Source organism: Halomonas sp. H2 (genome assembly GCF_050215315.1).
Classification (GTDB): domain Bacteria; phylum Pseudomonadota; class Gammaproteobacteria; order Pseudomonadales; family Halomonadaceae; genus Vreelandella.
In genome coordinates this window covers 164,962-188,764 of the sequence record NZ_CP189760.1, presented here as the reverse complement: position 1 = coordinate 188,764, position 23,803 = coordinate 164,962, and the positions used below count along the sequence as shown (strand labels likewise).

Genomic DNA, 23,803 nt, shown 5'->3' with positions numbered 1-23,803 from the left:
GAACCGTTGCAGCCTGAAAACAAGGCTAAAGATGCTTTTCTAAGCTGCCTGGGCGGCAGCGAACTAAATCAAATAGCTATCAGTGGCCTGATAGCATTTCTAAGCTGCCTGGGCGGCAGCGAACGAGGTCTATAGCGTTATGTGGCGTGAGTTCGTTTTCTAAGCTGCCTGGGCGGCAGCGAACTCTCCAGCCAGCCAGCAGCGCCCCGGTAGTCATTTCTAAGCTGCCTGGGCGGCAGCGAACCGTGTTAGGGACTGGCCTAATGCCTAGCTCTTTTTCTAAGCTGCCTGGGCGGCAGCGAACTGTATGTTTTCTTACGGGGAGCAGGAGCGGCTTTTCTAAGCTGCCTGGGCGGCAGCGAACAGAATGATGGATGAAGAAATGACAGTGCTGAATTTCTAAGCTGCCTGGGCGGCAGCGAACAGGTGTTGGCTTTTGAACGGCTTCGCTTTTCTTTTCTAAGCTGCCTGGGCGGCAGCGAACCCCTTCAAAACGTAGGACTCCCTCTTCTGGGCTTTCTAAGCTGCCTGGGCGGCAGCGAACCATCACGAAATCCATAAAGAACTCCATCCAGATTTCTAAGCTGCCTGGGCGGCAGCGAACTTGAACTGCTTGCGGCGAGTGGCGTATTCGGCTTTCTAAGCTGCCTGGGCGGCAGCGAACTAGAGCATATCAAAATTAATGTGCTGATTGTTAAAGAGCTTTAGCCAAAAAAAGCGGTATCACCCTTTTTGGAGCGATACCGCTAAGTGGTTGATTATTAGTCACCTATTTTCATGTTAGAAGAAAGGGTCAAAACCATGGCACTGTGGCGCTGGGGCTTAAACCGTAGTGGTTAAACGAACTCGCCACCGGTTTTTCTTTCGGCTCACCATGTTCGATAAACAGGCTAAAACGCTGCTGAGTCGAACGGCTATTTATTTGCACGAAGGGTAGCTCAATACGTCGCGCCGCTAGCTTGGCGTAAATTTGCTGTGCTTCGTCTTCCGTGATGTCATGCCGCTTGGCATAGCGTTTGGCTCGGCTGGGGCTACCCGTGTTGAACTGCTTGCGCGCCACATTGATATGCTTGGTACTTTCAGGCACGGCAAGCAGCTCGCTGATTTGGGTGTGATCACGCATGCCGGCTAACCAACCAGCGCCCATCAGTTCCTCTAGACGTTCCTGGGTGCCATGCAAACGCAGGTGATCGCCTAACGTGCGGACGCGAACACCGCGTTTATGAGCTGGAAAGCTAACACCTAGATCCGTTGCCTGTAGATCAAACAGTGCCCGATGCAGCTTGTTATAAAGCGCGCCCATCAGCATCGGTGGGGCGAAATCCGGGTCGGGCCTTAAGCGGATATCAATATAGTGATCCATGGTTTACCCCGCTTCGCCGAACACACCGCCACGGATCAGCGTTGCCATCACAAAGTGCTGATCTTCCTTAGTAGGCACTTGGTCTTTAATCATCCAGTTATCCAGCAGTGAGTAAAAATCGGCCTTTTGCTTGGGCTGGCGATACGCTTTGCCTTGAGTGGTCACCGAACCATACGGCTCGATGGCAATAGGGCCGAGGTCGTCATCGTTTTCATTGGGGTACCAGGTGTCGATGGTGCGAATGGCATTACCCAACTTCTGCGAGTGAATGCCAGCAATATCGCTCACGTGATAAAGCGTTTTACTCTTATCGCCCCGGCCACGGTCAAGAATCAACTCTTGGGACGGGAAGACCTCTTGGCCGCTGCCCATACGCACATAGGCCACCACCTCAAGCAGTAAGTGCTGTTCGCCTGCTAACGCTTGCGCAATGACACTTGCAAGTTCTTTAAGCTCAGAGGTGTCTTCAAAACCCCTTAACGAAAGCGTGAGCGCATCAAACTTCCATTCTTGGGCAACTTTACCTTTGGCCAACTGACGAATGCTGACTTCTACTTGCTCTGCCCCCATCCGGTTGCGCCATAGAAAGCGGCCATTGGCGAGGTTATTAGCATAGCGATGCGCCAGCTCGCCAAAGCCTTGCGCTTGCTTATATTCGGTGACCGCCTGCTCCAGCTTGGCTTGGTACTCGGCGTTATTACAAGCCGAGGGCGTTCCGGCACCGGCTAGTACGCGCAGGCTAAAGCGCGCTACCAGGGTGTCCGCATCGTGGGGCAGCGTGGCGACATCCACCGTCTGCAGGTTGGGATTTTCAATCTGTGCATCCAGCTTGGCAGGGTCTTGGTCTTTGGCTTTTAGGCGGTTAGAGATAGTGCCGCGCACCGATTTTTCGCGCACCGCCACTGGCTGCCACTGCTGATTATCTTCCCGCGATTCCCAACTGCTGGCGTAAAGCAGGGCATCGGAAGGATCGAGCTTGCGCTCAAAGGCAAGAACAGAAGCGGTTTTGAGGGTATCGTTTTTAGCCATGGTAGAGCTCCTTATTGATTACTGTGCAGCAGCGCGAAGGTGGTAATCGTTATTGAGTCGATAAAGCCCTGCTTCCTCGTCGTTATCCAGGTACCAAAGCAGGTCTTCAGGTTGTTTAATGCGGTGCGGGCTAACCCATTCCCCCATGGAATAAAGGCTTTCAACAAAGCGAAAGTGGGTCTTGGCATCACGGGCATTGGCCACTTCGCCGGGCTGGAAAAGATCGGAAATCGCGCCGTACCCCACTGGAATGGGCACCAGCCAACCGCGGTAGGGGCGATACGCCTGCCATGTTGGCTTCTCGTTGGGCTCGCCTTCATTTTCCAGCGTGCAGTGATGATTTAGACGGGAAAGGTCTAACCATGCATCCAGCAAGCTGGCATTGGGGTTTTCCTGATGCAGCGTTTGCAAGTGCTCGGTGAGGTAGTCGTCGCGCAGGGTTAGCGCAAAACCCGGCAGCCAGCGGCGCTTTAGGCGGGCAAACTGCTTTTGACGTTTGTCTTCATCGTCATCCAGCGCGACCCATTGCGGGCGCTGCTTGTGGCTTGGCACGGCATGGTTGGGAATCACGCTGCCCCCGGCAATGCGCATCCCCGCCACCATCTCACTGATTTGTTCGGCCATTAACCCTTGTTCGCTTTCGTCTGCGGCGGTATCAATGGAGAAGACAAGCGTGATATCCAGATGGACGCGCCCTTCTTCTACAATCGCTGCCGTGCCGCCCGTTTTATCTACTGGATTACGAGTCAAGTGAAAGCCGCGAATGTAGCCGCCTTCGGTGGCCTGGGCTTCAAAGTCGTGGCAAATAACACCGACTTTTTCGAGGGCGACGTTGATGCCTGCAGCACACAGCTTGCGTTCCAAGGCGTGCTTCAAACCCACAAAGGCACTCATAGAAGGAAAGCCCCAGGTCATCGGGCTGGAAATCGCATTGGCGTTTTGAACCCGCAGGCGCGGCAGGACTAGGAGGTTGTTAACTTCACTCATCGTCATCAGCTCCCGGTAGATTGTTTAAGTCCTCCATTAAGCTCTCCATCCAACGGCGGTCACGATCCAATAAGCGTTGATGCGTTGCATCTTTTGCTAGCGCCTTCTGCCAGTGGCGGAATTCCACATCGCCAAAAGGGAGTTTTTCGCCTAACGCGGCGTTGAGCCAGTTAGCAAAGCGATGACGAATATCGTCGGCCCAATCCGTCGTGTTTCGCGCTTCACGAAAAGCGCTATCTTCCTCGGCGCGACCTGGGTCTAACCAGTAAGCTTCCTCTGCTGACAAGTCACATGTTTCATCAGCACTCCATCCTGCCGGCAGGCTATGCATCTGCATGGCAAAGAGCGCAAGCTCGTCCATCAACATGGCGGTGTAATCATCGCGCAGGTCGCGGGTATGCATATCGGTGGCAGGGTTAGTTTCGAGAAACTGTTTTAGGTCTTTAACCAACCCTTTCACGCCACCTGTGTAGTAGAAAACACCAAACGGTTTAAATACTGAATCCACCTTCAGCGGCGGGCGAATATCGCGCACATTCCAGCTTGGTGGCATTGAGGCTAATAGGTAATTATTGCCACCCCGCTCGCTATTCAGCTGCGAGATATTCTGCGGTTTAGTTCCGCCCATTTTCTGAACGGCCAAGTTGGGATAGCTGTGTACCGGCTGTCCCGCGTATTTTCCTTCCCGCTTGGCCTTGCGGGCCTCTTTGGCTTCTTCGCTAAAGCGGTCGTGGTTAATGGTTTGAAAGACGCGGTGAGCCAGTGAGGTGGCATAAAGCGGGGCTAGCAGGTGGAAGTCTTCATCATCCAAAGTGTCCTCGCCCACCAGCCAATAAAGCTGCTTGCCCCGAGTGTGGGAGGCGTGTACACCGCGCGGTTCAGTAATCGTGGCAAAGGCACTGATCCACGCCTGGGCTTGTTCGGCGTTATCGCTTAACGCTTTGGCAAACTCGCCATCATTTTCCAGGGCACGCTCAAGCAGCGGCTTGCCTTCAAATTCCAGCTTCAAAAATTTATAAACATCTAATGCCGCAGCATTACCTACTACATCGCCTGCAAAATCAGCGGGTAGCGCGTGGCTGCCTACAAGAAAATGTTTGTTTAGCGATTCGGGAGGAGCGTAAAGGTTGGAGCCTTTGGCATCGGGATGGATAGGTTTGAGGGAGTGTGTAACGACTTGCAGTTGACCAACACGCCTTGCCGCATCATTGATCCAGGTATCGAACTGAAACTGCTCGACCAGCGCCTGGTATTTCGGATCGTCGGAAGCTAGCTTCTCCGCCTTGGTATCAAAGCGCTCTTTTAGGAAGGCCTCAATCAGTGTTCGGAGTTGCTGCCAACTACCATTTGGGATAGCAGGCATTCTTTATCCTTAAAATTCATATTTGGGCAGCACGGCAATTCGTGCCAAAATAAGCCCCGAGGTAATACACCTCGGGGCATTTACGGTGAATCGACTTAAAGTCGGTTCAAAGTATTATGTTCACATGATAGCCAATCATGCCTCGATCCCTCCTATCTGCTCAGGCCCTGCAGATTTGGGTAGTGTTTGTTTATGAACTTGCCTCAACCAGCCAAGGAGGTGTGCAACCACCCCTTGGCTAAATTCATACTAGAGCACCACTTTTATAATATCAACCAGTTTATTTATGAGCGTTATAAAGCAAGATAATGACTTTGATCGGCCATGCCGCTACCCTACTCAGGCTGCCGCTCAGGCAGCTCAGAAAAGTTTCTTAATCAGCGTAATGTTTGCTGCCGCCCAGGCAGCTGGCCGGTATATTTTACCGGCCTTCATTTCCTCTTGGAAAACCCTAGTACTGGGTGGTACCACCAGCCGTTGGTGCTTTCTGAAACAGTGACAGTGCCGAAGGTACGCGCGGCTCTTTCCAGCGAGATATCCAAATCTTCCGCTAGGTCAGCGAGGGTCGTTAGGTAGTCACTTGCGCCCCAGGGTTGAATCCGCTCGCCCTGTTCGCTTGTTACGTCAATTCGTTTGAGCAGGCTCTCCTCTACTGGCACGTAGAGCTTTTCACCCCGCCTGTCACCATCTTCCACTCGGTGCAGTGTCCAGGTTTCGCCGCCTTCATCGGGCAGCAGTGCCAGAGCCACTTCCTTTTGCGTTTGCTGACGAAACGGCTGGCGCTGAATCATTACGCCGGTTAAGTGCAACTGAGGCATGGCGTACCAACTGTAAGCGCCTAATGGCGGTGATTGGGGCTGCTTGCCTAGCCTGATTTCTTTTTGGGTCAATGGCTCGGCGGGCTGCTTGATCATCAGTTGATGTAGCCGCTCATGTTCAAGGTCGACGAGGCTGTCTTTGGCGTGCAGGGGTTCCCGCGCCAGCACGCGAGGGCGTGCATCAATCACCTGGTACTCGTCAGCAGCGAGTAGCTTGGTTAATGAATGGCTGCTAAGCCGCCATTGCTCACTGGTTTCAAAGCCGGGCTTATGAAAAGCAGGATCACTCGGGCGCTCCAGATGTTTTAAGTTGGCATCTAACAACAGAATATTCGCCACATCGCAGGCCTGTTCGCGGTGGCGGCGAACCCGGCCCGCTAACTGAATAATCGAACGCATGGAAGAGGGCTCGACAATCGCCCAGTCGTAATCGTGATCGCGACCTACTTCCGTTACCGGTGAACCTAGAACGATAAACAGGTGGTCGTTTTCTTCGCTGCTATCCAGCAAACGGCGGATATCCGGCTGCTGGAAAACGCGATCTGGTTCAGCCCGTTGCAGCGTTTTATCCAACCGGCGCTCAATTTCTGAGCGCATGACCAATGGGTGGCGGGAATGGTAGACGCACAAGTGAAGCCGCACCTCTTCAGGGGCACCCTGATGAAACAGCGCTCTGGCTACGTCCACCAAGGGGTCAATATTGGCCATTCTAATCAAGCCAAAACTGACGCGTTTGCCTGAGTGTGGGTCAACGGAGTGATGCTGTTGGTGGAGCACGAGCGCATTTTCACACAACAGAGCCGCTACCGCGGGCCTGATCTCTTCCGGCCGCTTACCCAACGCAGGCAACGCTAAAATATCGCCACGGCGGCGCACCGGGCTAGTAGATAGGCGCTCTAACCGACGCTTGGCAAAGGCGTGATGCGCGGCCTTAAAGGTCTCGCTACTGGCGCAATTTTCATGCTGGCGGTCGTGCTCGTCGAACCAGGCGCAGCAAATATCCGTTGCCAAACCCGGCTCGCCGCGATGGCGTTGAAAGGCTTCACGACCGCTACGATAGGCTTCATACAACCCTTCGACCAAAGCAGGTGGCAAGGTAGCCGATGATAGCAGTACCCGCGATCCCAACAGCCCCGCCCAATTGACAAGTCGGGTAAGCGCGGGCAGGTCGTTGATATCGAAATCGTCGATTTCATCGAGCACTAAATCACTGCTCATTAGCCGCAGCATGGGCACGATCTGCCGCCCGCCGCGGGTGCTTTCTGTGGCAGGCACTAAGTGGTCAACGGTACATACCAAAATGGGCGCAGCGATAAGGGCGTGGGTGCCCGGCTCATTATTCAGACGGCGCAGCACTGGGTGGTTATCGAAGTTGCCGTCAAACACCACGTGGGCGTCTTCTTCGATCAGCGCCTGTTGAGACGCCGAACCGCTGGCTTCGGCTTCTTGTTCGTAATGCTCAAATAACGCTTTATTGGCGCTGCCACCCACCCGCACGGCGAGTTCGTCCTCACCCAGATGCAAACGCTCGCGAAGGGCCTGGCCGGTTTGCAATGTTAGCGTGCGCAACCCCAGCGCAATGCTAAAGCGCGCCCCCTGCTGAGGGTCGGCCAGTGCATACATAATGCGCCCATTCGCCAGGGTCTTGCCGCAGCCGGTGGAGGCCATATTGAGGCCAAAAAAGCCTTGCCGTTGGCTACGCTCCCTTAGCGATTGGGCCAGGTCAAAGGCTTTATCCTGCCAACGAAAGCGCGGGTGGCTACTGCGCTTACGAAAGCCTTTATGGCGCGCTAAACGGGGTAGGTGACTATCGACACTGGGCAGCGCCCGGGCGACCGCCGCAGCGTGTTTTTCCACCCCTAGGATATGTTCATCAAGCGGCTGGTTGGGCTTGCCGGTTTTACGCACGGTATTGGCTATTAGCGGATAATTGGGTTCGCCGCGTACGCGATGCTGGAGATCTTCCAGGCTTGAGTAGTGATGGTCGGCGAGCATTAGGCTTAGCCGCGCTAAGTGCATGATGTAGTGGCTTTCCAGCCAGTGACGATCCGCTTTTAGCCGTGCCTGTAGCCGTGTTGCGAGCTTAGTAGCACGTTCACGCCAGCGGGAGGTACGCAACGGCAACCCACCGCTGAATTGCCAGTACGGGGCGATACGCTTAGGGTCTTGGGTGTCGGGAATCTCGTTCCACTCGGCATGAATAGAAGCAAACAGCCTGCCCAGCTGCTCCGCCTGTAGTGGCGCATTGCCTCTGCCCCAGCGCCTTTCAGTATTGCCATCCTGTTCCGGCGGTTTTAGCGGCAGGCGGTGGTGGCTAAGCACCAGCCAACCCAGCGCAGCAGCCAGCGGCGGCAAACGACTAAATACCGCAGAGGTAGCGTTATCTAATCCGTCACGCTCTAAACCATCCAGCCAGTGCTGCTCTTGATAGTCGCCTTTGGCTAGACGCGCCAGCCAGGTGGCGTCGTCGTCACTACCCACAAACGCTTGGAATAAGCGTAGCGATATCCACTCATGGCGATATAAGTTGCGCCCTTCCAGCTTGCCTTTAAGCCGCTGCTGAAAGGCGTCGCAGGCTTTGCCTAGATCGTGCAGTAACGCAGCCAGGGCGGTGAGCAGGAGAATATCTTCACCGTTGTGCCAATCGTTTTCATCGCGGCGGCGCAGGATATCTCGGGCAGTGGTATTGGTTGGCACCGCGCCATTGATATTAAACCTTGAAGCGTCCCCCACCACCCACACCAGTTCGCTGTGGTCGTGGCCACGAATCCAGTGGCAGGCAACAGCGGTATTTTTGCGGGCTTTTTTGCGCAGCAGTTTGCGCAAGGTATCCAGCCCGGCTTGGGTGATCGGCGTTTGCCAGGTGCGGTCGCCCCGGCGTTCGGCAAACTGGTCGAGGATGCGGCGCGTCTCTTTCAGGGCGTTTTTATTGCACTGGGAAATCAGCAGCACGTTCATTACTCGCCGCTCCCCAATTCTTGCCCCAGTTCCTGGGCGACTTCCTTGAGGGTATCAATCATAAAGTCGAGGGATTCGGTGCGGGTGAGACGCTCAATGCAGGCTTGGCGAAACTCCTGCTCTTCATCGCCGCGCATGGCGGAGATAAACGCCTGGGGCAGAATCACCGCGTCTTTCACCAAATCCGCCACATCGAACACCAGGCCGCCCCGGCGGGTTTTGCCGTGGAGTACCGCCAGGCCGTGGGGAATACCCAACACCCAGGTGGCAGTCGCCGCTAAACCGTAGGCGAGGTAGTTACCGTGATCGAGAAAACGGTTGGCGGGGTCGGTGCCCGAGCCGCGCTTGGCGCGGGTGAAATCGCCATAGTCGACAGCGTTCACCGCCAGCTTGAACAGCGTTTTGGTTAAACGCGCCTCTAGGGTCAGCAGGTCGACGGTGCTGGGGGCTTTGTTGATCGCTTCACGGTGGTGGCTCAGTGCGCTTTGCAGGTGATCGGTGGAGATACTAAAGCCTGCGTCTTTCATCACGCGGCTTGTCCATAGAGCTTCGATGCGGGCAAGGCGTGCTTGCTGAAACGCCCGGGCGGCATCCAGGCGTTTTATATCGTCAAACCAGAAGCGCACCCAGTATTGCAGGTACTCCGTGGGCCGGTACTCGCTTTGCGGCGTTAGCCAGGCAACGTCTACATCCACCTCATTGGCCGCAAACAACGGCGTGCCGCCACCGCCGCAAAACCCAACCAATACACCGGCTTTGGCAAGCTCCCTCATCGCCGCTTGGGTAATCGAGGTGCCGGTGCCCAGCAGTATCGAGGTGGTATTGGCAATGGGGATGTTCCAGTAGCGGGATTTGCTGCCCTCATCGGTGACGTACTCTACCCGGCCACCGTTCACCAGCACCCGGCAATGCTGCAAGTAATAGAGGTTAGCGCGCTTGGAATGAAGAATGGTTTTTAGGTCATTGGGCGATAAGTCATCCATGCGGCACTCCTGGTTATCGTTTTACTAATGCCTCATCTAATCATTCTTTATGCTTAAGCGCCATTGACCTTAGTCATACTTAAATGACCTTGATTCCACGCTAACGACTGCCTACCCCCGTGCTACGCTTAGCGCTATGGCTCCCCTTTATAGGCACTTCACCATGCATGCTTTTCGTCTTTTTGCCGCGTTGGTTACCACCTTGGTGATCACTCTGCCCGTCTCTTCACACGCCCAGGCTCAAACAGATGGGCAGTGGAGCAAATACGATGAGGTATTTGAGAACGGCGCCAGCCACGCCACTGTTTGGCAGTGGGGCTGGACGGGCATTTACGGCACTAGCCTGGCAGTGAATGCGTACCAGTCGAGTGAGGCGAGCGACGCGGATGACCGTTTTGATGCCCGGGTGGGCGTGGTGAAGTCAGCGCTGGCTGTGGCTGGCATGCTGACCGATCGCCAGCCACACCCGGCGGCATTGGCGGAATATGAACGCTTGAAAGCCAGCGGCGATTTAAGCGGCGTGCAGGCGCTGGGCTTGCAGCTGGCCCAGGCGGAACGCGAGCGGCGTGGCTGGGGTGCCCGGGTGAGCTCGTTGGTGGTCAATGGCGTGGCGGGCGCGGTGATTGCCGCCGATGGCCGGGAAAGCGACGGCGCTATTAACTTTGCCACCGGTATGTTGGTGAATGAGTTGCAAATTTGGTCGCAGCCAAATCAGGCGTCTTCGGCGATAAACCGTTTCCAGCCCGCTAACCTTTCGCTGGGGCCGATGACGATTCCCGGTGAGTATGCGTTGCATGTGACACCCCAGCAGCTTGGCGCTACCTGGCGCTACTGATTTTTAAGCCCCCTCCTTGCTAGCCGTTCCTCTAAAGCGCTGGCGGCGGTTTGCGTCCAGCGCTTTATCATTGCCAGCGCGGTGTGAACGCGTAAAATAGTCAGCAATTTTTTGGCATTGCCAAACGTTATGTTATAACCTATTCGATATTATACGAGGCCACTTGATGAGTGAGCATACGCACCGCCATAACAGGGAAGGTCCCTGCCACTTCTCCTTGATGTCGCTATCGGCTATTAAACGGTTGCTGTTTGTTGCCGTGCCGCTGCTGGCGCTGTGGGGATTGGTGGTCTGGGCTGGCGGGTGGTTGGGATGAGTCAACGCTCTTTATCACGCCTACAGCTGCACAATCTGCACTTAGCGCAGGCGCGCCGCACGGTGTTGGAACACGTTGAAGGCGACTTTAAGCCGGGGGCGATTACCGCGCTAATCGGCGCTAACGGCGCCGGTAAAAGCACGCTGATTCAGGCGATTATGGGTGAGTTGCGGCCGATTAGTGGCGAAGTGGTCTGCACGGTATCTAAAGAGCGCCGAGCGTGGCTACCGCAACAGCTGGCGCTAGACCTGACCTTCCCGATGAGTGTGGAAGAGCTGGTAATGACCGGCAGTTGGCCCAGCCACGGCGCGTTAACCGGCTACTGTGCGGGGCATTACCGTAAGGGTCGCGAGATTATGGCACGATTGGGGATTTCGCACTTGGCCCACCGCCCGCTCGGCGAGCTTTCCGGCGGCCAGCGCCAGCGCGCACTGATTGGTCGCACACTAATGCAGGAAGCCGAGCTGTTACTGCTTGATGAACCGTTTGCCAATGTGGATAGCGAAACCGTGGATATTTTGATCCGTATCCTGCGCCAGATGGCCGATGACGGCGCGACCATTATTGTCGTGCTCCACGATATGGACCACCTGCGCCGCCTGGCCGACGAAGTGCTGATGCTCAACGGCGGCCATGGCCGCTGGGTCGCGCCCAGTACGCTGACGCATCAACATGCGCCCGCCCAGGTAGTGCCGTTTACGTTGGGAGGACGCCATGCTGGATCTGCTTAACGCCTGGTTTGTCAGCCCGTTCGATTACGGCTTTATGCGCCGCGCGGTAGTCGGCGGCTTGGCGCTTTCGCTGGCCGCGCCGCCATTAGGGGTATTTTTGGTGCTGCGCGGAATGAGCCTGATTGGCGACGCCATGGCCCACGCAATTCTGCCCGGCGTGGCGCTTGGCTTTCTGCTGGCGGGGTTTTCGCTGCCAATTATGAGCATTGGCGGGGTGCTGTTTGGCTTGATGGTCGCGCTGCTGGCGGGGGCGGTGTCGAAGATGGGCGGCCAGCGCGAAGATGCCGCCATGGCGAGCTTTTTTATTATCTCGCTGGCCGCAGGGGTGATGTTGATTTCACTGGGCGGCAGCAGTGTCGACCTTACCCATGTGCTATTTGGCTCGATTCTGGCGGTTAACTCCACCGCGCTACTGCTGATTGCAGGCATCAGCACGCTGATCGTGTTGACGCTGGCGGTAGTGTTTCGCGCCCTGGTGGTCGAGTGCTTGGACCCGCTGTTTTTGCGCGGCCAGAGCCGCCGCAGCGGTTGGGTGCACAGCGTATTTTTGGGGTTGCTGGTGCTGAACTTAACCGCCGGTTTTCAAACCCTGGGTACGCTGATGGCGGTGGGCTTAATGATGCTGCCCGCCACTTCGGCGCGCTTCTGGAGCAAACGCTTAGAGGGCCTAATTGGCATCGCGATTGTGCTGGCCATGGTAGCGAGCACCGGTGGCCTGCTGCTCTCGTTTCATCTGGATATCCCTTCAGGCCCGAGCATTATTCTGCTGGCTGGGTTCGGTTATCTCTTTTCGGCCCTGTTTGGTCGCTACCACAGCTTGGCCGCCAAGCTGCGGCGTAAAACCACGCCGCTTGAAGTGGAGCAAGGGGCTTAATTATCAGTCTTCATGCTTATCGTAAGGAGTGTTGTATGTCGCTTGCCTATTTATCATCTCGGTCGTCGCGCTGGTTAGTGGGTGTTTCCGCTATGCTGGCACTGCCTGCTGCCATGGCTAATGAGCGCGTTCAGGTGGTCACCAGCTTCTCTATCCTCGCGGATATGGTGGAAAACGTAGGCGGAGAGCATGTCGAGGTGACCTCCCTGGTCGCTGCCGATGGCGATGCCCACGTTTACTCCCCCAGTCCCGGCGATGCGCGCGCTCTAGCCAACGCTGATTTGGTGGTGTTCAACGGCTTGCTGTTTGAGGGCTGGATGGAGCGTTTAATTAGCGCCAGCGACTATTCGGGTACTTTGGTTACCGCGACTGACGGTATCGAGCCGCTCGCTTTCGCCGGACATGACGAGCATGGGCATGACGATCATGGTCACGATGACCACGACGATCATGGTCATGACGAGCACGGGCATGATGATCACGACTCTGACCACGAAGCGCATGCGGACCATGATCATGGCGATGAGGATCCCCACGCCTGGCAGGACATGCACCAAGCCGAAGTGTATATCGCCAATATCCGCGATGGCTTAATCGCCGCCGACGCCGATAACGCCGATGCGTACCGCGCCAATGCGGAGCAGTACTTACAGGAAATGGCCGAGGTAGACGCCGAGATTCGTGCGCTGATTGACGAGATTCCGGCCTCCACCAGTGTGATTACTGGCCACGACTCCTTTGGCTACTTCTCAAGCGCTTATGGGGTTAACTTTCTCTCCCCCGTCGGGCTTTCAACGGAAGCCGATCCCAGCGGCGCCAGCATGGCGGCACTGGTGGACGTGATTGCGGAGGAGAACGTGCAGGCGTTGTTCCACGAGAACATGACCAATCAGTCAATCATTACCCAGCTATCTGAAGAGACGGGACTGCCGATTGCGGGCACGCTCTACGCCGATGCACTGGCAGCAGAGGGTGAAGCCAGTACCTACCTGGGTATGATGCGCCATAATGCCCAGGTGCTGCACGATGCGTTGGCCCAGCCCGGACATGAAGAGCCCGGCCATGACGATCATGCGCACAGCCACGATCACGCAGAGCATGACCATAGTGAGCATAGCCACTAAGCGGGCCGAGTCACTAAGCACACATCGTTAAAGTGCTGCTCAGGCATTAATAATAGCAATAGGATTCTGGTATGCATAAGAGGCTAGCAGCAAAAACCAGCCTTATCATAGCTGGCTTACTCCTTGTTAGCAGCTCTGCCTGGGCGCTTGAAGGAACCGATAGTCAACGAATTAAGGTGCTGATGGACGATACCATCGCCCCGCTAATGGCGGAGCATCGAATCCCAGGGATGTCAATTGCGCTAAGTATCGATGGCCAACAGCAGTACTTTAATTATGGGGAAGCCGACCAAGAAGCAGGTACTCCGGTCACCGATGAGACACTGTTCGAACTCGGCTCGATCAGTAAGATCTTCACGGCGGCGTTAACAGGCTACGCACAGTCCAGCGGCACCCTTGCGCTTTCTGACCCGGCCAGCCAGTACCTGCCAGCCCTTGAAGGCAGCGCCTTCGATGAGATCACACTACTGGAACTGGGCACCTACACAGCGGGAGAGCTTCCGCTGCAGTTTCCCGGTGCGGTACAAAGCGAAGCGCAGATGCTCGACTACTATCGCCAGTGGCAGCCTAAATCTCCCCCCGGCAGCCATCGGCTCTACTCCAACCCAAGCATAGGGTTGATGGGCTATTTAACCGCCCAACGCCTTGGCAAACCGTTCGAGACGCTCATGGAAGAAGCGCTCTTCGCCCCGCTGGGGCTTGAGCATAGCTATTACCAGGTGCCGCAAGCGCAGCAGGACCACTACGCCTACGGTTACTCAAAAGAGGGTAAGCCCATTCGGGTAAATCCAGGCATGCTGGATGCCCAGGCTTACGGCTTGAAATCGACGGCCGCCGACGTACTAACGTTTGTGGAAGCCAATATGAATAGCGCTGGGCTTGAAGAGAGCAAACTAGGCGCATTAAGCCAAGCCTTGGCAGCCACGCGCACAGGCTACTTTGAGTTTGGCAATATGACACAAGGCCTGGGTTGGGAAAGCTACACCCACCCAGTGGCACTGGAAAAGCTGCTGGAAGGCAACTCCCTTGAGATGGTTTTGCAGCCCAACCCCGCCAACCGCTTAACCCCGCCGCTCGCCCCCAGGCAGGAGGCGCTCTACAACAAAACCGGCGCAACCAATGGTTTTGGCGGCTACGTGGCCTTTGTACCCAGCGAGCAGATCGGTATTGTGATGCTGGCCAACCGCAACTACCCCAATCAGGCGCGGATTGAGGCGGCCCATCATATTTTTTCCACGCTCACTGAATCGCCCTAAGTAAGCGACCAGACAACTTGACGCCGCCTTCGGGCGGCTTTTTTGTTGCATTTTTCGCTGTCGGTAAGGAGACTAACACCCCTCCCCGTTACTAACCTTCACTGCGAAGAGCCCTTTCCCATGCGTCTAAACGCCGATTTTAGCCACTTTGCCTGCGTTACCCCGGAAGAGTATCAGTGGGTCGACTCCCCCAGTGCGGGGGTAGAGCGCATGATGTTTGACCGCATTGGCGATGAAGTTGCCCGCGCCACCAGCCTTGTCCGCTACGCCCCCAATACCCAGTTTGAGCGGCATACCCATGGCGGCGGCGAAGAGATTCTGGTGCTGGAAGGCGTGTTCGCCGATGAGCATGGCCGCTACGCAGCGGGCAGCTACTTAAGAAACCCTGTCGGTACCGGCCATACGCCGCAGATTGGCGAAGAAGGCGCGCTGATTTTTGTCAAACTGCACCAGTTCGACCCCAACGACACGCTACAGCTGGCGGTACCTGCTCACCGATTACCCTGGCAGCCGGATCGCCGCCCACGCATCGCCTACAAGATGCTGCACACCTACAAGCAGGAGCGCACCAGCCTGGAGCGCTGGTCGGCGGGCACCTCTATCACCTACCCCACGCTGCTGGGCGGGCTGGAATTTTTGATTCTGGAAGGCACCCTAAACGACAGCGAGCAAAGCTATACAGCAGGCACCTGGTGCCGCTACCCCAGCGGTGCGGCACCGGCATTAACGGCGGGTGATAAAGGTGTGATGATGTACCTCAAGCGCGGCCACTTGCCTGCGGCTTAAGCCCGCGACAGACCCAGGAACGGCAGAAGTGTGAGGGCGGCAATCAGTCCAACCGCTAACAGCACCAGTACGACCTGCAGCGGGTGAGCGGCCAAACGGCGCCATAACGTCTCTGCGTCGCCCCGCTCAACTGCCGCCTGGTGCTCGCGCTGGGCGCGCTCAAGGCGCTCCGTCTGGTAAGCCTCTAGGGCGGCGATGGCCGCGTCGTGTTGATGCGGGTTACGCAGCCAAATAGCATCGACGCCCAGGCGGAAAAAACCCGCCTGGGTTTCATAGGTGTCAAAACCATGCGCCGCCAGCAGGTCACGCACCTCCATGGCTTCTTCATCAGTAACGTGGCGCAGCCGGAACAGTAGTTTAGCCATTGGCGTGCCTCAAGCGTCGCTCTTACCTGGCATTAAATCGGCCTGAATCACTTCGATCCAGTAGCCATCCGGGTCTTTAACGAAGATAACATCTTTCATTTTGCCTTGATCAGCGCGCTTCACAAACGTGACGTCGTGGGCGTCGAACCATTCCTGGGCCATCACTAAATCCGGTACGTTAAAGCAGATATGGCCAAAGCCTTGGGGTTCGGCATTGCCATCGTGGTAGGCAAAATCGTCTTGGGTTTCGGTGCCCCAGTTGTGGGTCAGCTCCAGCAGCCCCTTCTGGCTAAACGTCCAGGCGGTGCGCTCCTCAGAATCTTCCGGCACGCTGTCGCTTGGCTCCAGGTTAGCCAGGAAGTACAGCGAGAACTGCATCTCTTCGAAATCCAGTCGCCGCATCACCTGCATACCAAACACCTTTGAGTAAAACCCCAGCGCACGCTCGGGGTCTTTCACCCGCAACATGGTGTGGTTTAAGCGAAACCCTTGGGTTTGGGGTGGTGTGGCGACGACGCCGGGATGCTGCTCGCCTTGAAAACTCATCACGCTCTCCTGTCGCTGATGTTGATCATTGAATCCATATACCGCTTACCCTGGGGGCTTTATCGCCATAATACCAGCCCTTACAAGCACATAGACAGCGTCGCATCACGGTACCGACAAGTGCACTAGCAATCCTAAACAAAAACTCTACACTTATTATGCATAAGATTTATAAAAGAAGTTCCCGCCACATGATCGATGTCCCTAATTAAGGGCGTCGTTCAGGAGGTTTTTATGACGGCGATCGATATGACGCTGGGTGACCACTTAACCCTCAAGCAACTTTCCAATGCGCTTCACAACGGTTTTTCGCCGATTGTTGAGGTGGAGTCGATGGATGGGATTTACACAGTGCGTTTTCATCATGCTAACGGCGTGTCTGACCTCAGTGATAGCAAAGGGCACGTTAGTACTTTTCTCGGCACCGGTGAAATACGCGATACCTTAGGCCAACTCGGTTTGACCCACGGCGTGCTGACCTTCGCCGACCAGTGCGGTGACGAAATGATTGGGGTCGAAGGTAAAGCCATAACACCTGACGAGATGCTCACCTACGGCACACGTATTTCATTTCGTTAGATGGCCATCGTCGGTATCCAGGGCTTTACAGGGCTACTTCAGGCAAGGATAGTAATCCCTCGACAGGGGCGCCCTCCATTACGGTTGGGCTGAGACGCACCCTTTGAACCTGAACCGGATAACACCGGCGTAGGGAGTCGTGGTACCGCTTACCACCTCCCTGCCGGGAGGATGCTATGACCTTACCTCCGCTTGGCGATTACCTTGCAACGCTGCGCGCAGAGACGCCACTCGTTCACTGTATGACCAATTACGTGGCCATGAACAGCACCGCGAACCTGCTGCTAGCCATAGGTGCCTCACCCGCGATGCTGCATGCGCCGGAAGAAGTGGCTGAGTTCACCGCTATTTCCACAGGGCTTTCGATTAATATCGGCACGATTTCCTCCCATTGGGCTGATGCCATGCTGACCGCCACCACAACCGCCAACCAGCACGCTATTCCCTGGGTGCTAGACCCCGTCGCCGTTGGCGCCACGCGCTATCGCCAAAAACTATGCACGCAGCTGCTTGCCGCTAAACCCAGCGTGATTCGTGGCAATGCCTCTGAAATTCTTGCCCTTAACGGTTTAGCTAGCCAAGGCCGCGGCGTGGACTCGACAACCGCCACCGGCCAAGCCGTCGACGCAGCGATAGCGCTGGCGCAACAGCACGGCTGCATTGTCGCGATGACCGGCGAAAGCGACTGGCTAACAGACGGCACACAGCACTATCGTATTAACGGTGGCCATCCCTTAATGCCCCGTGTGACAACCCTAGGCTGTGGACTGAGTGCACTAGTCGCGGCGTTTGTGGCTGCTAATCGTGAAGCGCCCCTGGGTGCAACAAGCGCTGCGCTGACCTGCTTTGCCATCGCAGGTGAGCGGGCGGGCCGCAACACTCAAGGGCCTGGTAGCTTCCAGGTCGCCCTGCTGGATGCGCTGTATCAGCTTACCCCTGATGACCTCACTACTCATGCCCCGTTGGAGGCTGTTCATGCCGCTTGATCTATCGCTCTATTTAGTCACCGATGCGTCACTCTGCCGTGGCTATGGCTTGGAACAAACAGTGGAAGCGGCAGTAAAAGGCGGCGTAACCATCGTGCAACTACGCGATAAACACGCCAGCAATGAACAGATGATTGCCCAAGCCAAACGACTCAAAGCGCTTCTGGCGGGTACCGGTGTGCCACTGATCATTAATGATCGTTTGCAGGTGGCGCTGGAAAGCCAGGCCGACGGGCTGCATGTCGGCCAGAGCGACGCCGCCGTTCAAGAGGCCCGCAGTCTGTTAGGCGAGCAAGCGATTATCGGGCTGTCGATCAACACTCACGCTCAGCTTCAAGCCGCCCCCATGGAGCTACTTGATTACGTGGGCATTGGCCCCGTGTTTGCCACCGTGAGCAAGCAGGATCACGCCCAGCCTATCGGCTTTGATGGCTTAGCATCGCTGGTCAAGGCATGCCCACTGCCCAGCGTAGCGATTGGCGGGTTGAAGGCCGAGCATGCTATTAGTGTGCAGCAGGCCGGCGCCAACGGCTTAGCGGTGATCTCAGCCATTTGTGGACAGCCTGACCCCTACCAGGCAGCGCGGGCATTTCAGGCTTTCCAGGCTGTTTCGGCGTCATGAACCAGTTGGAGCACATCGTCGCTTTTGTGCGGGTAGCCGAGCTGGGTAGCTACACCCGGGCCGCTGAAGCGCTGGATATTTCGCGCACCCGCGTATCACGTCAGGTCATGGCACTTGAGGCGTCGTTGGGGGCGCGACTGATACAGCGCACTACGCGACGACTGCATCTCACGGAAGCCGGTGAGCGCTATCTAGTCCGCGCCCAAGGCGTGCTGCAAGCGCTCGATGAAGCCGCCGCCGAGGTGGGCCAAGGCACCAGTGATGTGCGTGGGCGGCTGCGCGTGAACGGGCCAATGAGTTTTGGCACCCGCTACCTAGCGCCTCTCGTTGCCCAATTTATGCAGACCCATCCAGCCCTTGAAGTGCGATTGGATCTAAACGACCGCCGCGTTGATCTACTCGAAGAGGGTTATGACGTCGCGATCCGTATCGGTAGCTTGCCCGACTCTAGCTTAGTGGCGCGCCGCTTGACCCGTTGCCGTCTGCTGTTTTGCGCATCGCCAGCGTATCTTGCCACCCACGGTGAACCCAGCAGTGTTAAAGCCCTTGCCGAGCACCGTTGTCTGCGCTATCGCAGCGGCCAACACAGCGCAGACTGGCAGGTGACAGCACAGTCATTGGCGGTTAATGGCCCGTTGGAAAGCAATAATGGCGATGTATTAACACACGCCGCAGAAGCGGGCCTAGGCATCGCCCAGCAGCCCAGCTTTTTGGTCACGGAGAGTATTGCCAGCGGGCGATTGATACCCATTTTGACCGATGAGCCAGCGGTGCGGCTCGATGTACACGCGCTCTACCCGGCTCGGCGCTATCTGCCCGCCAAGGTGGAGCGCTTTATCGACTTACTCAGCGAAGCGTGGGGTGATCCGCCGGTTTGGGAGCAAAACATTGGATTGTCGCAAATAACGCAACAGTGATGTTCAAAATGCGCTGATTATCTCGAACTGAACGGACTGTAAAGTAGCGCTATCAACCACTCAGATGGACGCTACTACGATGACGACTCTTTCACAGTCTGCTACAACAGCCTCTTTGCAACCCTATACCATTACGCTGCTACGTGTATCCCTCGGGGTTATGGCGCTGGCCCACGGTTTGCTTAAAGTATTTGTGTTTACCCTGCCGGGCACCGTCGGCTATTTTGAATCACTGGGTTTACCTGGATTTCTGGCCTACTTGACCATTGCTGCCGAAGTCGGCGGCGGCATCGCCCTGCTGCTTGGCGTGTATACCCGCTGGGTGAGCCTGGCCCTGGTGCCAGTGCTGCTCGGTGCCGCTTGGGTGCACCTGGGCAACGGTTGGATGTTTTCTAATGCCGGCGGCGGCTGGGAATTCCCAGTATTTTGGGCAATTGCTCTGATCGTGCAAGCGGGTCTGGGTAGCGGTCGCTGGGTGTTAAATCGTCGCTTCGCCTAGAACTATCACGCCAGTGCTTTCCACACGGTAAGCGCTGGCACTGCTATGGAGTCTCACCATGTTACCTAGCCTGTTTATTTCCCATGGTTCGCCCATGTTGGCGCTGAATAAAACCCCGGCCCACGCCTTTCTACGCGAGCTGGGCAAACAGCTTTCGCCCAAAGCGGTCGTCGTGGTATCGGCACATTGGGAGAGCCTGGCGCTCAAGGTCAGCATCAGCGCCAAGCCAGAGACCATACACGATTTTGGCGGATTCCCGCGTGAGCTTTTCGAGTGCCAGTATCCTGCCTCTGGCGAACCCGAACTGGCTGAACGGCTAGCCGAGTTACTGGGCGCCGAGCGGGTAGAGCGCGGCCTTGATCACGGTGTTTGGGTGCCACTCTCGCTGATGTTTCCAGAAGCTAATGTGCCGGTAGTTTCCGTCTCGCTTCCGGTGCGCTGGAGCAATGCCGAGCTAGTGACACTAGGTGAGCATTTGTCGGCTCTTCGGGAAGAAGGCATTTTGGTTATTGGCTCGGGCAGCCTGACCCATAACCTGTATGAAATATTGCCTCAGGGTAGCCCTATGCCCGCCTGGGTGGACGAGTTTGCCCACTGGGTGAATGGTCGCGTTACCGCCAATGATCGTGAAGCGTTACTTGGTTGGGAAAACGCGCCGAAGGCGCTGGAAAACCATCCAACGCCTGAGCACTTTCAGCCCTTGTTAGTTGCGATGGGAGCGGGTGGCAAAGCAACCCAGTTGCACCACAGCGTCGAACACGGCGTACTGGCGATGGATGTTTATCAGTTTGCGTAAAGAACGCTGATTAGGCAGTCGGGCGGCGTTTAAGGGTCGTCCTGCGGTCATGGTAGGCCACCGCCAACCCGCTGAGCATAATCAAGGCGCTGCCCACCCACACCCAGATATCCGGCATTTCGTCCCAGACCCACCAGCCCAGCAGCACCGCCCAGAGCATAGCGGTGTAGTCAAACGGGGCGGCAATAGCGGCAGGCGCAAAGCGAAACGCCAAGGTGATAAAGGCAGTGGCCGCGACGCCGAGTACGCCTGATGCAAAAAAACCCACCCAGTGCCACGGTAGCGGTGTTTGCCACACCCACGGTAAGGCTAGCCCGGTGACTATTAGTGGCACACAGGTCATGTAAAACAGCATCGCCCATAAATGCTCACGGGCACCGTAGCGACGGGCGGTAATCATCATCAGAGCATAAAATAGCGCGGCGACCACTAACAGCAATGCTCCCACCTGAAACGCATCGCCACCGGGGCGCACTACAATCAGCACTCCGGCAAATCCCACTAACGATGCAATGAACACCGGCGGATCAATTCGCTCACCCAGCAATGGCACCGAAAGTAGCGTGACAAATAGCGGCGCGACAAAGGCAATCGCCGTAGCCTCCGCCAGGGGTAGCAGCGTTAGCCCCCATACAAAACAGACCATAGTGGCGGTATAAATCAATCCGCGCAGCAAATGGACGCCCGGCCGTTGCGTACGCAGCTTGCGTAACCCACCGGAAAAATAGGCAAGCAGCGCAATCAGCGGTAGCGATACCAAGGCACGGAAGAAAATAATCTGCAGCGGCGAATGCACTTCACCTAACCATTTGGAAACGGCGTCGCCTAGGGCTAAAAACAGAACGCCCATACACATGCAGAGTATGCCTTTGAGTGACGTTGTCACCGCAACCTCCTTTTTACTATCCGCTTAAAAGCAAAAAACCCCGCCAACGTGCCTTTGGCGGGGTAATAGCCACACACCACCTTAGAGGCTAGCGTGAACCACCATGCAATCCATTCCTTGGGAATTAAGCTCGCGGCACGCTTGGCGGGCACGCAGCTCATCCAATGCGACTAGACGGGCGCGATAAACAGGCGTTTGGCCTTGTACGGTATCTACTTCAACGCGACCACCCACATTTTCGCCTATGCGATGAGCTGCCTGCTGTGCAAGCTGGCGAGCCCGCGTCTCTTGACTAAAAGCACCAACCTGAATCCCCCAGCCACCGCCCGTTTCATTGCTAGCAGCTAGCCGCCGCTCACGTTCAATAAAGGTTTGTAGTGGGTCAGGCTGTGGCGCTTCGTTAACGGGTGCAGGGCGCTGAACGGTAGTAATATCAGCCAACTGCTCTTCAAGATCCACTGCTGGCTCTGACGTTGTCTGCGGCGATACGGTGGCCGTTTCTACCACTGCTACGAGTGGCTGGCGTGGTTCAGGCGCCGGTGGTGCAACCGGCTGAGCGGGGGGAGCAAAGGCCATAAACTCGCGTGAGAAATCCGTGTCGCCCATCCAGTTTCGCTGGTCGCGCAGCGAGGCACGCAGGAAGCTACGATCGAGTAGGTTGGCCATATGAGTATCCCGCGACTGGGAGGAAAAACCGCCCATTACCACGCCCACTAAACGCCGGTCGCTGCGCACCGCCGTGGTCGCTACGTTAAAGCCAGAGGCGCGAATAAAACCGGTTTTCAAACCATCGGCACCGGGATAGTCCCGCACCAACCGATTGTGACTGGTGTGCCGGGTACCGCGGTAGGTGAACTCTTGCAGGCCGAAGTAGTGATAGTACTCAGGGAAATCCTGCATCACACGCACCGAAAGGGTCAGCATATCCCGCGCGGTAGTAATTTGCCCGTCATCCGGTAAACCAGAGGCATTGCGAAAAGTAGTGGCGTGCATACCCAACTCACGCGCTCTGGTCGTCATCATTTGCGCAAAACGCGCCTCACTGCCACCAATCGCTTCAGCGACCACGGCAGCAACATCATTAGCCGAGCGAACCGCAAGTGCGCGAATGGCAGTATCCACTGGGATAGTACTCCCGGCAGATAACCAAAGCTTAACCGCAGGTTTAGCGGCTGCGTAAGGGGAAACAGACAAAGGTTGGTTCAAACGCAGTCTACCGTCTTGCAACGCTTCAAAGGTCATATAGAGCGTCATCATTTTGGTTAACGACGCGGGATAGCGCTGATCGTCAATATTTTCCGCGTAGAGCACTTCGCCATTATCTAAGTCCACCACGATGCCGGCATAGCGTGGATTGTCGGCATGCACGTTGCTGGCTAGCGCTAACGTGAGCAATATTCCCATACACAGTGCCCATACCGCCGACGCTCGATCGACGAAGTGCTTTACGCTCGCATACATACCTGCCCCTTGCTTGTTAACACACCACGATGACGAACCCATTGCACAGGTTTAAACCTTAACTACCATGCCATATTCAAGGCCCAGCGCAAGGCTTTCCGTTGGCGACAAAATAGCTCTTAAAATAGCTCTTAAGATAGTGCTTAAGATAGTGCTTAAAAATGGTTTTTAAGACTATTTATGATACGTAGAGTATATACGCAGTTAAGCCAAGAAAAAGAGCCGCTGCATGGGAAATAACACAAGATAGTTGAGACCTACAAAAAAACCGACCCACAGAGGGGTCGGTTTTCATTTGCTATTAAAGTTGCCTAGCGCAGAGGATTACTCTTCTGCAGCAGCATCTTCAACAACCGGACGATCAACAAGCTCAACGAACGCCATAGGTGCGTTGTCGCCGGTGCGGAAACCGCACTTAAGAATACGGACGTAACCGCCCGGACGCTCGGCATAACGCGGACCTAGTTCGTTAAACAGTTTGCCGACGGCTTCTTTAGAGCGCGTACGGGCAAATGCCAAACGACGGTTTGCAACGCTATCCTGCTTAGACAAGGTAATCAGCGGCTCGATAACGCGACGCAGTTCCTTGGCTTTCGGCAGGGTTGTCTTAATCACTTCATGTTCGACCAGCGAGACAGACATGTTTTTAAACATGGCCTGACGATGCGAGCTGGTGCGATTCAGATGACGACCACTCTTACGATGACGCATGGTTGTAATTCC

General features: G+C 56.1%; 24 protein-coding genes, 1 CRISPR repeat array and 1 riboswitch (1 of these 26 cut by a window edge). Of the genes, 13 read left to right on the top strand and 11 right to left on the bottom strand.

Annotation, left to right across the window (positions count from 1 at the left end; genetic code table 11):
- Positions 1–664: a CRISPR direct-repeat array (repeat unit 28 nt; unit sequence TTTCTAAGCTGCCTGGGCGGCAGCGAAC) (it extends 5,660 nt beyond the left edge of the window).
- Between the two features lie 129 nt (positions 665–793).
- The 6 genes from cas6f to cas1f all read right to left on the bottom strand — a co-directional run bounded on the left by cas6f (position 794) and on the right by cas1f (position 9,501).
- Positions 794–1,363 carry a type I-F CRISPR-associated endoribonuclease Cas6/Csy4 gene (cas6f, locus tag ACQE2I_RS00915; protein WP_427029627.1) on the bottom strand — a complete coding sequence of 190 codons (570 nt, stop codon included), beginning with the start codon at positions 1,361–1,363 and terminating at the stop codon, positions 794–796.
- 3 nt (positions 1,364–1,366) lie between these two features.
- Positions 1,367–2,392, bottom strand: a complete 1,026-nt coding sequence (csy3, locus tag ACQE2I_RS00910) for a type I-F CRISPR-associated protein Csy3 (RefSeq protein ID WP_427029625.1) — start codon at positions 2,390–2,392, stop codon at positions 1,367–1,369.
- An 18-nt stretch (positions 2,393–2,410) separates the two neighbouring features.
- Complete coding sequence (gene csy2 / locus ACQE2I_RS00905) at positions 2,411–3,379, bottom strand: type I-F CRISPR-associated protein Csy2 (protein ID WP_427029624.1); 969 nt, start codon at positions 3,377–3,379, stop codon at positions 2,411–2,413.
- Positions 3,372–4,742 carry a type I-F CRISPR-associated protein Csy1 gene (gene csy1 / locus ACQE2I_RS00900; RefSeq protein ID WP_427029623.1) on the bottom strand — a complete coding sequence of 457 codons (1,371 nt, stop codon included), beginning with the start codon at positions 4,740–4,742 and terminating at the stop codon, positions 3,372–3,374. Before csy1 ends, csy2 begins: the two co-directional genes overlap by 8 nt.
- A 431-nt stretch (positions 4,743–5,173) precedes the next feature.
- Positions 5,174–8,518, bottom strand: coding sequence for a type I-F CRISPR-associated helicase Cas3f (gene cas3f / locus ACQE2I_RS00895; protein WP_427029622.1), 3,345 nt, complete (start codon positions 8,516–8,518; stop codon positions 5,174–5,176).
- Positions 8,518–9,501, bottom strand: a complete 984-nt coding sequence (gene cas1f / locus ACQE2I_RS00890; RefSeq protein ID WP_427029621.1) for a type I-F CRISPR-associated endonuclease Cas1f — start codon at positions 9,499–9,501, stop codon at positions 8,518–8,520. Before cas1f ends, cas3f begins: the two co-directional genes overlap by 1 nt.
- A gap of 163 nt (positions 9,502–9,664) precedes the next feature.
- Between cas1f and ACQE2I_RS00885 the strand changes: the two genes are divergently transcribed.
- The 7 genes from ACQE2I_RS00885 (at position 9,665) to ACQE2I_RS00855 (ending at position 15,423) form a co-directional block, all read left to right on the top strand.
- A complete protein-coding gene (locus tag ACQE2I_RS00885) occupies positions 9,665–10,336 on the top strand; it encodes a hypothetical protein (protein WP_427029620.1) in 672 nt (223 codons plus the stop codon).
- Between the two features lie 166 nt (positions 10,337–10,502).
- Entirely contained in the window at positions 10,503–10,652 is a 150-nt protein-coding gene (locus ACQE2I_RS00880) for a hypothetical protein (protein WP_427029619.1), read from the top strand.
- The gene (locus tag ACQE2I_RS00875; RefSeq protein WP_427029618.1) at positions 10,649–11,383 is read left to right on the top strand and encodes a metal ABC transporter ATP-binding protein; all 735 of its coding nucleotides are present in this window, start codon (positions 10,649–10,651) and stop codon (positions 11,381–11,383) included. The genes ACQE2I_RS00880 and ACQE2I_RS00875 overlap by 4 nt, the downstream gene beginning before the upstream one ends.
- Positions 11,367–12,257, top strand: a complete 891-nt coding sequence (locus tag ACQE2I_RS00870) for a metal ABC transporter permease (RefSeq protein WP_427029617.1) — start codon at positions 11,367–11,369, stop codon at positions 12,255–12,257. Before ACQE2I_RS00875 ends, ACQE2I_RS00870 begins: the two co-directional genes overlap by 17 nt.
- A gap of 35 nt (positions 12,258–12,292) precedes the next feature.
- Entirely contained in the window at positions 12,293–13,381 is a 1,089-nt protein-coding gene (locus ACQE2I_RS00865) for a metal ABC transporter solute-binding protein, Zn/Mn family (RefSeq protein ID WP_427029616.1), read from the top strand.
- 71 nt (positions 13,382–13,452) lie between these two features.
- The gene (ampC, locus tag ACQE2I_RS00860; protein ID WP_427029615.1) at positions 13,453–14,637 is read left to right on the top strand and encodes a class C beta-lactamase; all 1,185 of its coding nucleotides are present in this window, start codon (positions 13,453–13,455) and stop codon (positions 14,635–14,637) included.
- 120 nt (positions 14,638–14,757) lie between these two features.
- Positions 14,758–15,423 carry a cupin domain-containing protein gene (locus ACQE2I_RS00855; protein WP_427029614.1) on the top strand — a complete coding sequence of 222 codons (666 nt, stop codon included), beginning with the start codon at positions 14,758–14,760 and terminating at the stop codon, positions 15,421–15,423.
- Here the strand turns inward: ACQE2I_RS00855 and ACQE2I_RS00850 are convergent.
- Positions 15,420–15,788, bottom strand: a complete 369-nt coding sequence (locus ACQE2I_RS00850; RefSeq protein WP_427029613.1) for a DUF6164 family protein — start codon at positions 15,786–15,788, stop codon at positions 15,420–15,422. The two genes, ACQE2I_RS00855 and ACQE2I_RS00850, sit on opposite strands and share 4 nt — an antisense overlap.
- Positions 15,789–15,797: 9 nt before the next feature.
- The gene (gloA, locus tag ACQE2I_RS00845) at positions 15,798–16,334 is read right to left on the bottom strand and encodes a lactoylglutathione lyase (protein ID WP_427029612.1); all 537 of its coding nucleotides are present in this window, start codon (positions 16,332–16,334) and stop codon (positions 15,798–15,800) included.
- Positions 16,335–16,568: 234 nt separating this feature from the next.
- Here gloA and ACQE2I_RS00840 point away from each other — a divergent pair, with 234 nt between their 5' ends.
- The 6 genes from ACQE2I_RS00840 (at position 16,569) to ACQE2I_RS00815 (ending at position 20,733) form a co-directional block, all read left to right on the top strand.
- Positions 16,569–16,913, top strand: a complete 345-nt coding sequence (locus tag ACQE2I_RS00840; RefSeq protein ID WP_427029611.1) for a hypothetical protein — start codon at positions 16,569–16,571, stop codon at positions 16,911–16,913.
- Between the two features lie 54 nt (positions 16,914–16,967).
- Positions 16,968–17,066: riboswitch (TPP riboswitch) on the top strand.
- Positions 17,067–17,089: 23 nt separating this feature from the next.
- Entirely contained in the window at positions 17,090–17,899 is an 810-nt protein-coding gene (gene thiM / locus ACQE2I_RS00835; RefSeq protein WP_427029610.1) for a hydroxyethylthiazole kinase, read from the top strand.
- Entirely contained in the window at positions 17,889–18,521 is a 633-nt protein-coding gene (gene thiE / locus ACQE2I_RS00830) for a thiamine phosphate synthase (protein ID WP_427029609.1), read from the top strand. Before thiM ends, thiE begins: the two co-directional genes overlap by 11 nt.
- The gene (locus ACQE2I_RS00825; RefSeq protein ID WP_427029608.1) at positions 18,518–19,438 is read left to right on the top strand and encodes a LysR substrate-binding domain-containing protein; all 921 of its coding nucleotides are present in this window, start codon (positions 18,518–18,520) and stop codon (positions 19,436–19,438) included. Before thiE ends, ACQE2I_RS00825 begins: the two co-directional genes overlap by 4 nt.
- Positions 19,439–19,517: 79 nt before the next feature.
- Entirely contained in the window at positions 19,518–19,937 is a 420-nt protein-coding gene (locus ACQE2I_RS00820; protein ID WP_427029607.1) for a DoxX family protein, read from the top strand.
- Between the two features lie 58 nt (positions 19,938–19,995).
- Complete coding sequence (locus ACQE2I_RS00815) at positions 19,996–20,733, top strand: DODA-type extradiol aromatic ring-opening family dioxygenase (protein ID WP_427029606.1); 738 nt, start codon at positions 19,996–19,998, stop codon at positions 20,731–20,733.
- Between the two features lie 10 nt (positions 20,734–20,743).
- On the opposite strand, the gene ACQE2I_RS00810 is transcribed toward ACQE2I_RS00815, so the two are convergent.
- The 3 genes from ACQE2I_RS00810 to rplQ form a co-directional block, all read right to left on the bottom strand.
- A complete protein-coding gene (locus ACQE2I_RS00810; RefSeq protein WP_427029605.1) occupies positions 20,744–21,619 on the bottom strand; it encodes a DMT family transporter in 876 nt (291 codons plus the stop codon).
- Positions 21,620–21,700: 81 nt separating this feature from the next.
- Positions 21,701–23,080, bottom strand: a complete 1,380-nt coding sequence (locus ACQE2I_RS00805; protein ID WP_427029604.1) for a serine hydrolase — start codon at positions 23,078–23,080, stop codon at positions 21,701–21,703.
- 324 nt (positions 23,081–23,404) lie between these two features.
- Positions 23,405–23,791, bottom strand: coding sequence for a 50S ribosomal protein L17 (rplQ, locus tag ACQE2I_RS00800; protein WP_427029603.1), 387 nt, complete (start codon positions 23,789–23,791; stop codon positions 23,405–23,407).
- Positions 23,792–23,803: the final 12 nt, after the last annotated feature.

Bases quoted from the DNA above. Each gene is read 5' to 3' on its own strand.
- cas6f (WP_427029627.1), bottom strand. From the start codon at position 1,363: ATGGATCACTATATTGATATCCGCTTAAGGCCCGACCCGGATTTCGCC.
- csy3 (WP_427029625.1), bottom strand. From the start codon at position 2,392: ATGGCTAAAAACGATACCCTCAAAACCGCTTCTGTTCTTGCCTTTGAG.
- csy2 (WP_427029624.1), bottom strand. From the start codon at position 3,379: ATGAGTGAAGTTAACAACCTCCTAGTCCTGCCGCGCCTGCGGGTTCAA.
- csy1 (WP_427029623.1), bottom strand. From the start codon at position 4,742: ATGCCTGCTATCCCAAATGGTAGTTGGCAGCAACTCCGAACACTGATT.
- cas3f (WP_427029622.1), bottom strand. From the start codon at position 8,518: ATGAACGTGCTGCTGATTTCCCAGTGCAATAAAAACGCCCTGAAAGAG.
- cas1f (WP_427029621.1), bottom strand. From the start codon at position 9,501: ATGGATGACTTATCGCCCAATGACCTAAAAACCATTCTTCATTCCAAG.
- ACQE2I_RS00885 (WP_427029620.1), top strand. From the start codon at position 9,665: ATGCATGCTTTTCGTCTTTTTGCCGCGTTGGTTACCACCTTGGTGATC.
- ACQE2I_RS00880 (WP_427029619.1), top strand. From the start codon at position 10,503: ATGAGTGAGCATACGCACCGCCATAACAGGGAAGGTCCCTGCCACTTC.
- ACQE2I_RS00875 (WP_427029618.1), top strand. From the start codon at position 10,649: ATGAGTCAACGCTCTTTATCACGCCTACAGCTGCACAATCTGCACTTA.
- ACQE2I_RS00870 (WP_427029617.1), top strand. From the start codon at position 11,367: ATGCTGGATCTGCTTAACGCCTGGTTTGTCAGCCCGTTCGATTACGGC.
- ACQE2I_RS00865 (WP_427029616.1), top strand. From the start codon at position 12,293: ATGTCGCTTGCCTATTTATCATCTCGGTCGTCGCGCTGGTTAGTGGGT.
- ampC (WP_427029615.1), top strand. From the start codon at position 13,453: ATGCATAAGAGGCTAGCAGCAAAAACCAGCCTTATCATAGCTGGCTTA.
- ACQE2I_RS00855 (WP_427029614.1), top strand. From the start codon at position 14,758: ATGCGTCTAAACGCCGATTTTAGCCACTTTGCCTGCGTTACCCCGGAA.
- ACQE2I_RS00850 (WP_427029613.1), bottom strand. From the start codon at position 15,788: ATGGCTAAACTACTGTTCCGGCTGCGCCACGTTACTGATGAAGAAGCC.
- gloA (WP_427029612.1), bottom strand. From the start codon at position 16,334: ATGAGTTTTCAAGGCGAGCAGCATCCCGGCGTCGTCGCCACACCACCC.
- ACQE2I_RS00840 (WP_427029611.1), top strand. From the start codon at position 16,569: ATGACGGCGATCGATATGACGCTGGGTGACCACTTAACCCTCAAGCAA.
- thiM (WP_427029610.1), top strand. From the start codon at position 17,090: ATGACCTTACCTCCGCTTGGCGATTACCTTGCAACGCTGCGCGCAGAG.
- thiE (WP_427029609.1), top strand. From the start codon at position 17,889: ATGCCGCTTGATCTATCGCTCTATTTAGTCACCGATGCGTCACTCTGC.
- ACQE2I_RS00825 (WP_427029608.1), top strand. From the start codon at position 18,518: ATGAACCAGTTGGAGCACATCGTCGCTTTTGTGCGGGTAGCCGAGCTG.
- ACQE2I_RS00820 (WP_427029607.1), top strand. From the start codon at position 19,518: ATGACGACTCTTTCACAGTCTGCTACAACAGCCTCTTTGCAACCCTAT.
- ACQE2I_RS00815 (WP_427029606.1), top strand. From the start codon at position 19,996: ATGTTACCTAGCCTGTTTATTTCCCATGGTTCGCCCATGTTGGCGCTG.
- ACQE2I_RS00805 (WP_427029604.1), bottom strand. From the start codon at position 23,080: ATGTATGCGAGCGTAAAGCACTTCGTCGATCGAGCGTCGGCGGTATGG.
- rplQ (WP_427029603.1), bottom strand. From the start codon at position 23,791: ATGCGTCATCGTAAGAGTGGTCGTCATCTGAATCGCACCAGCTCGCAT.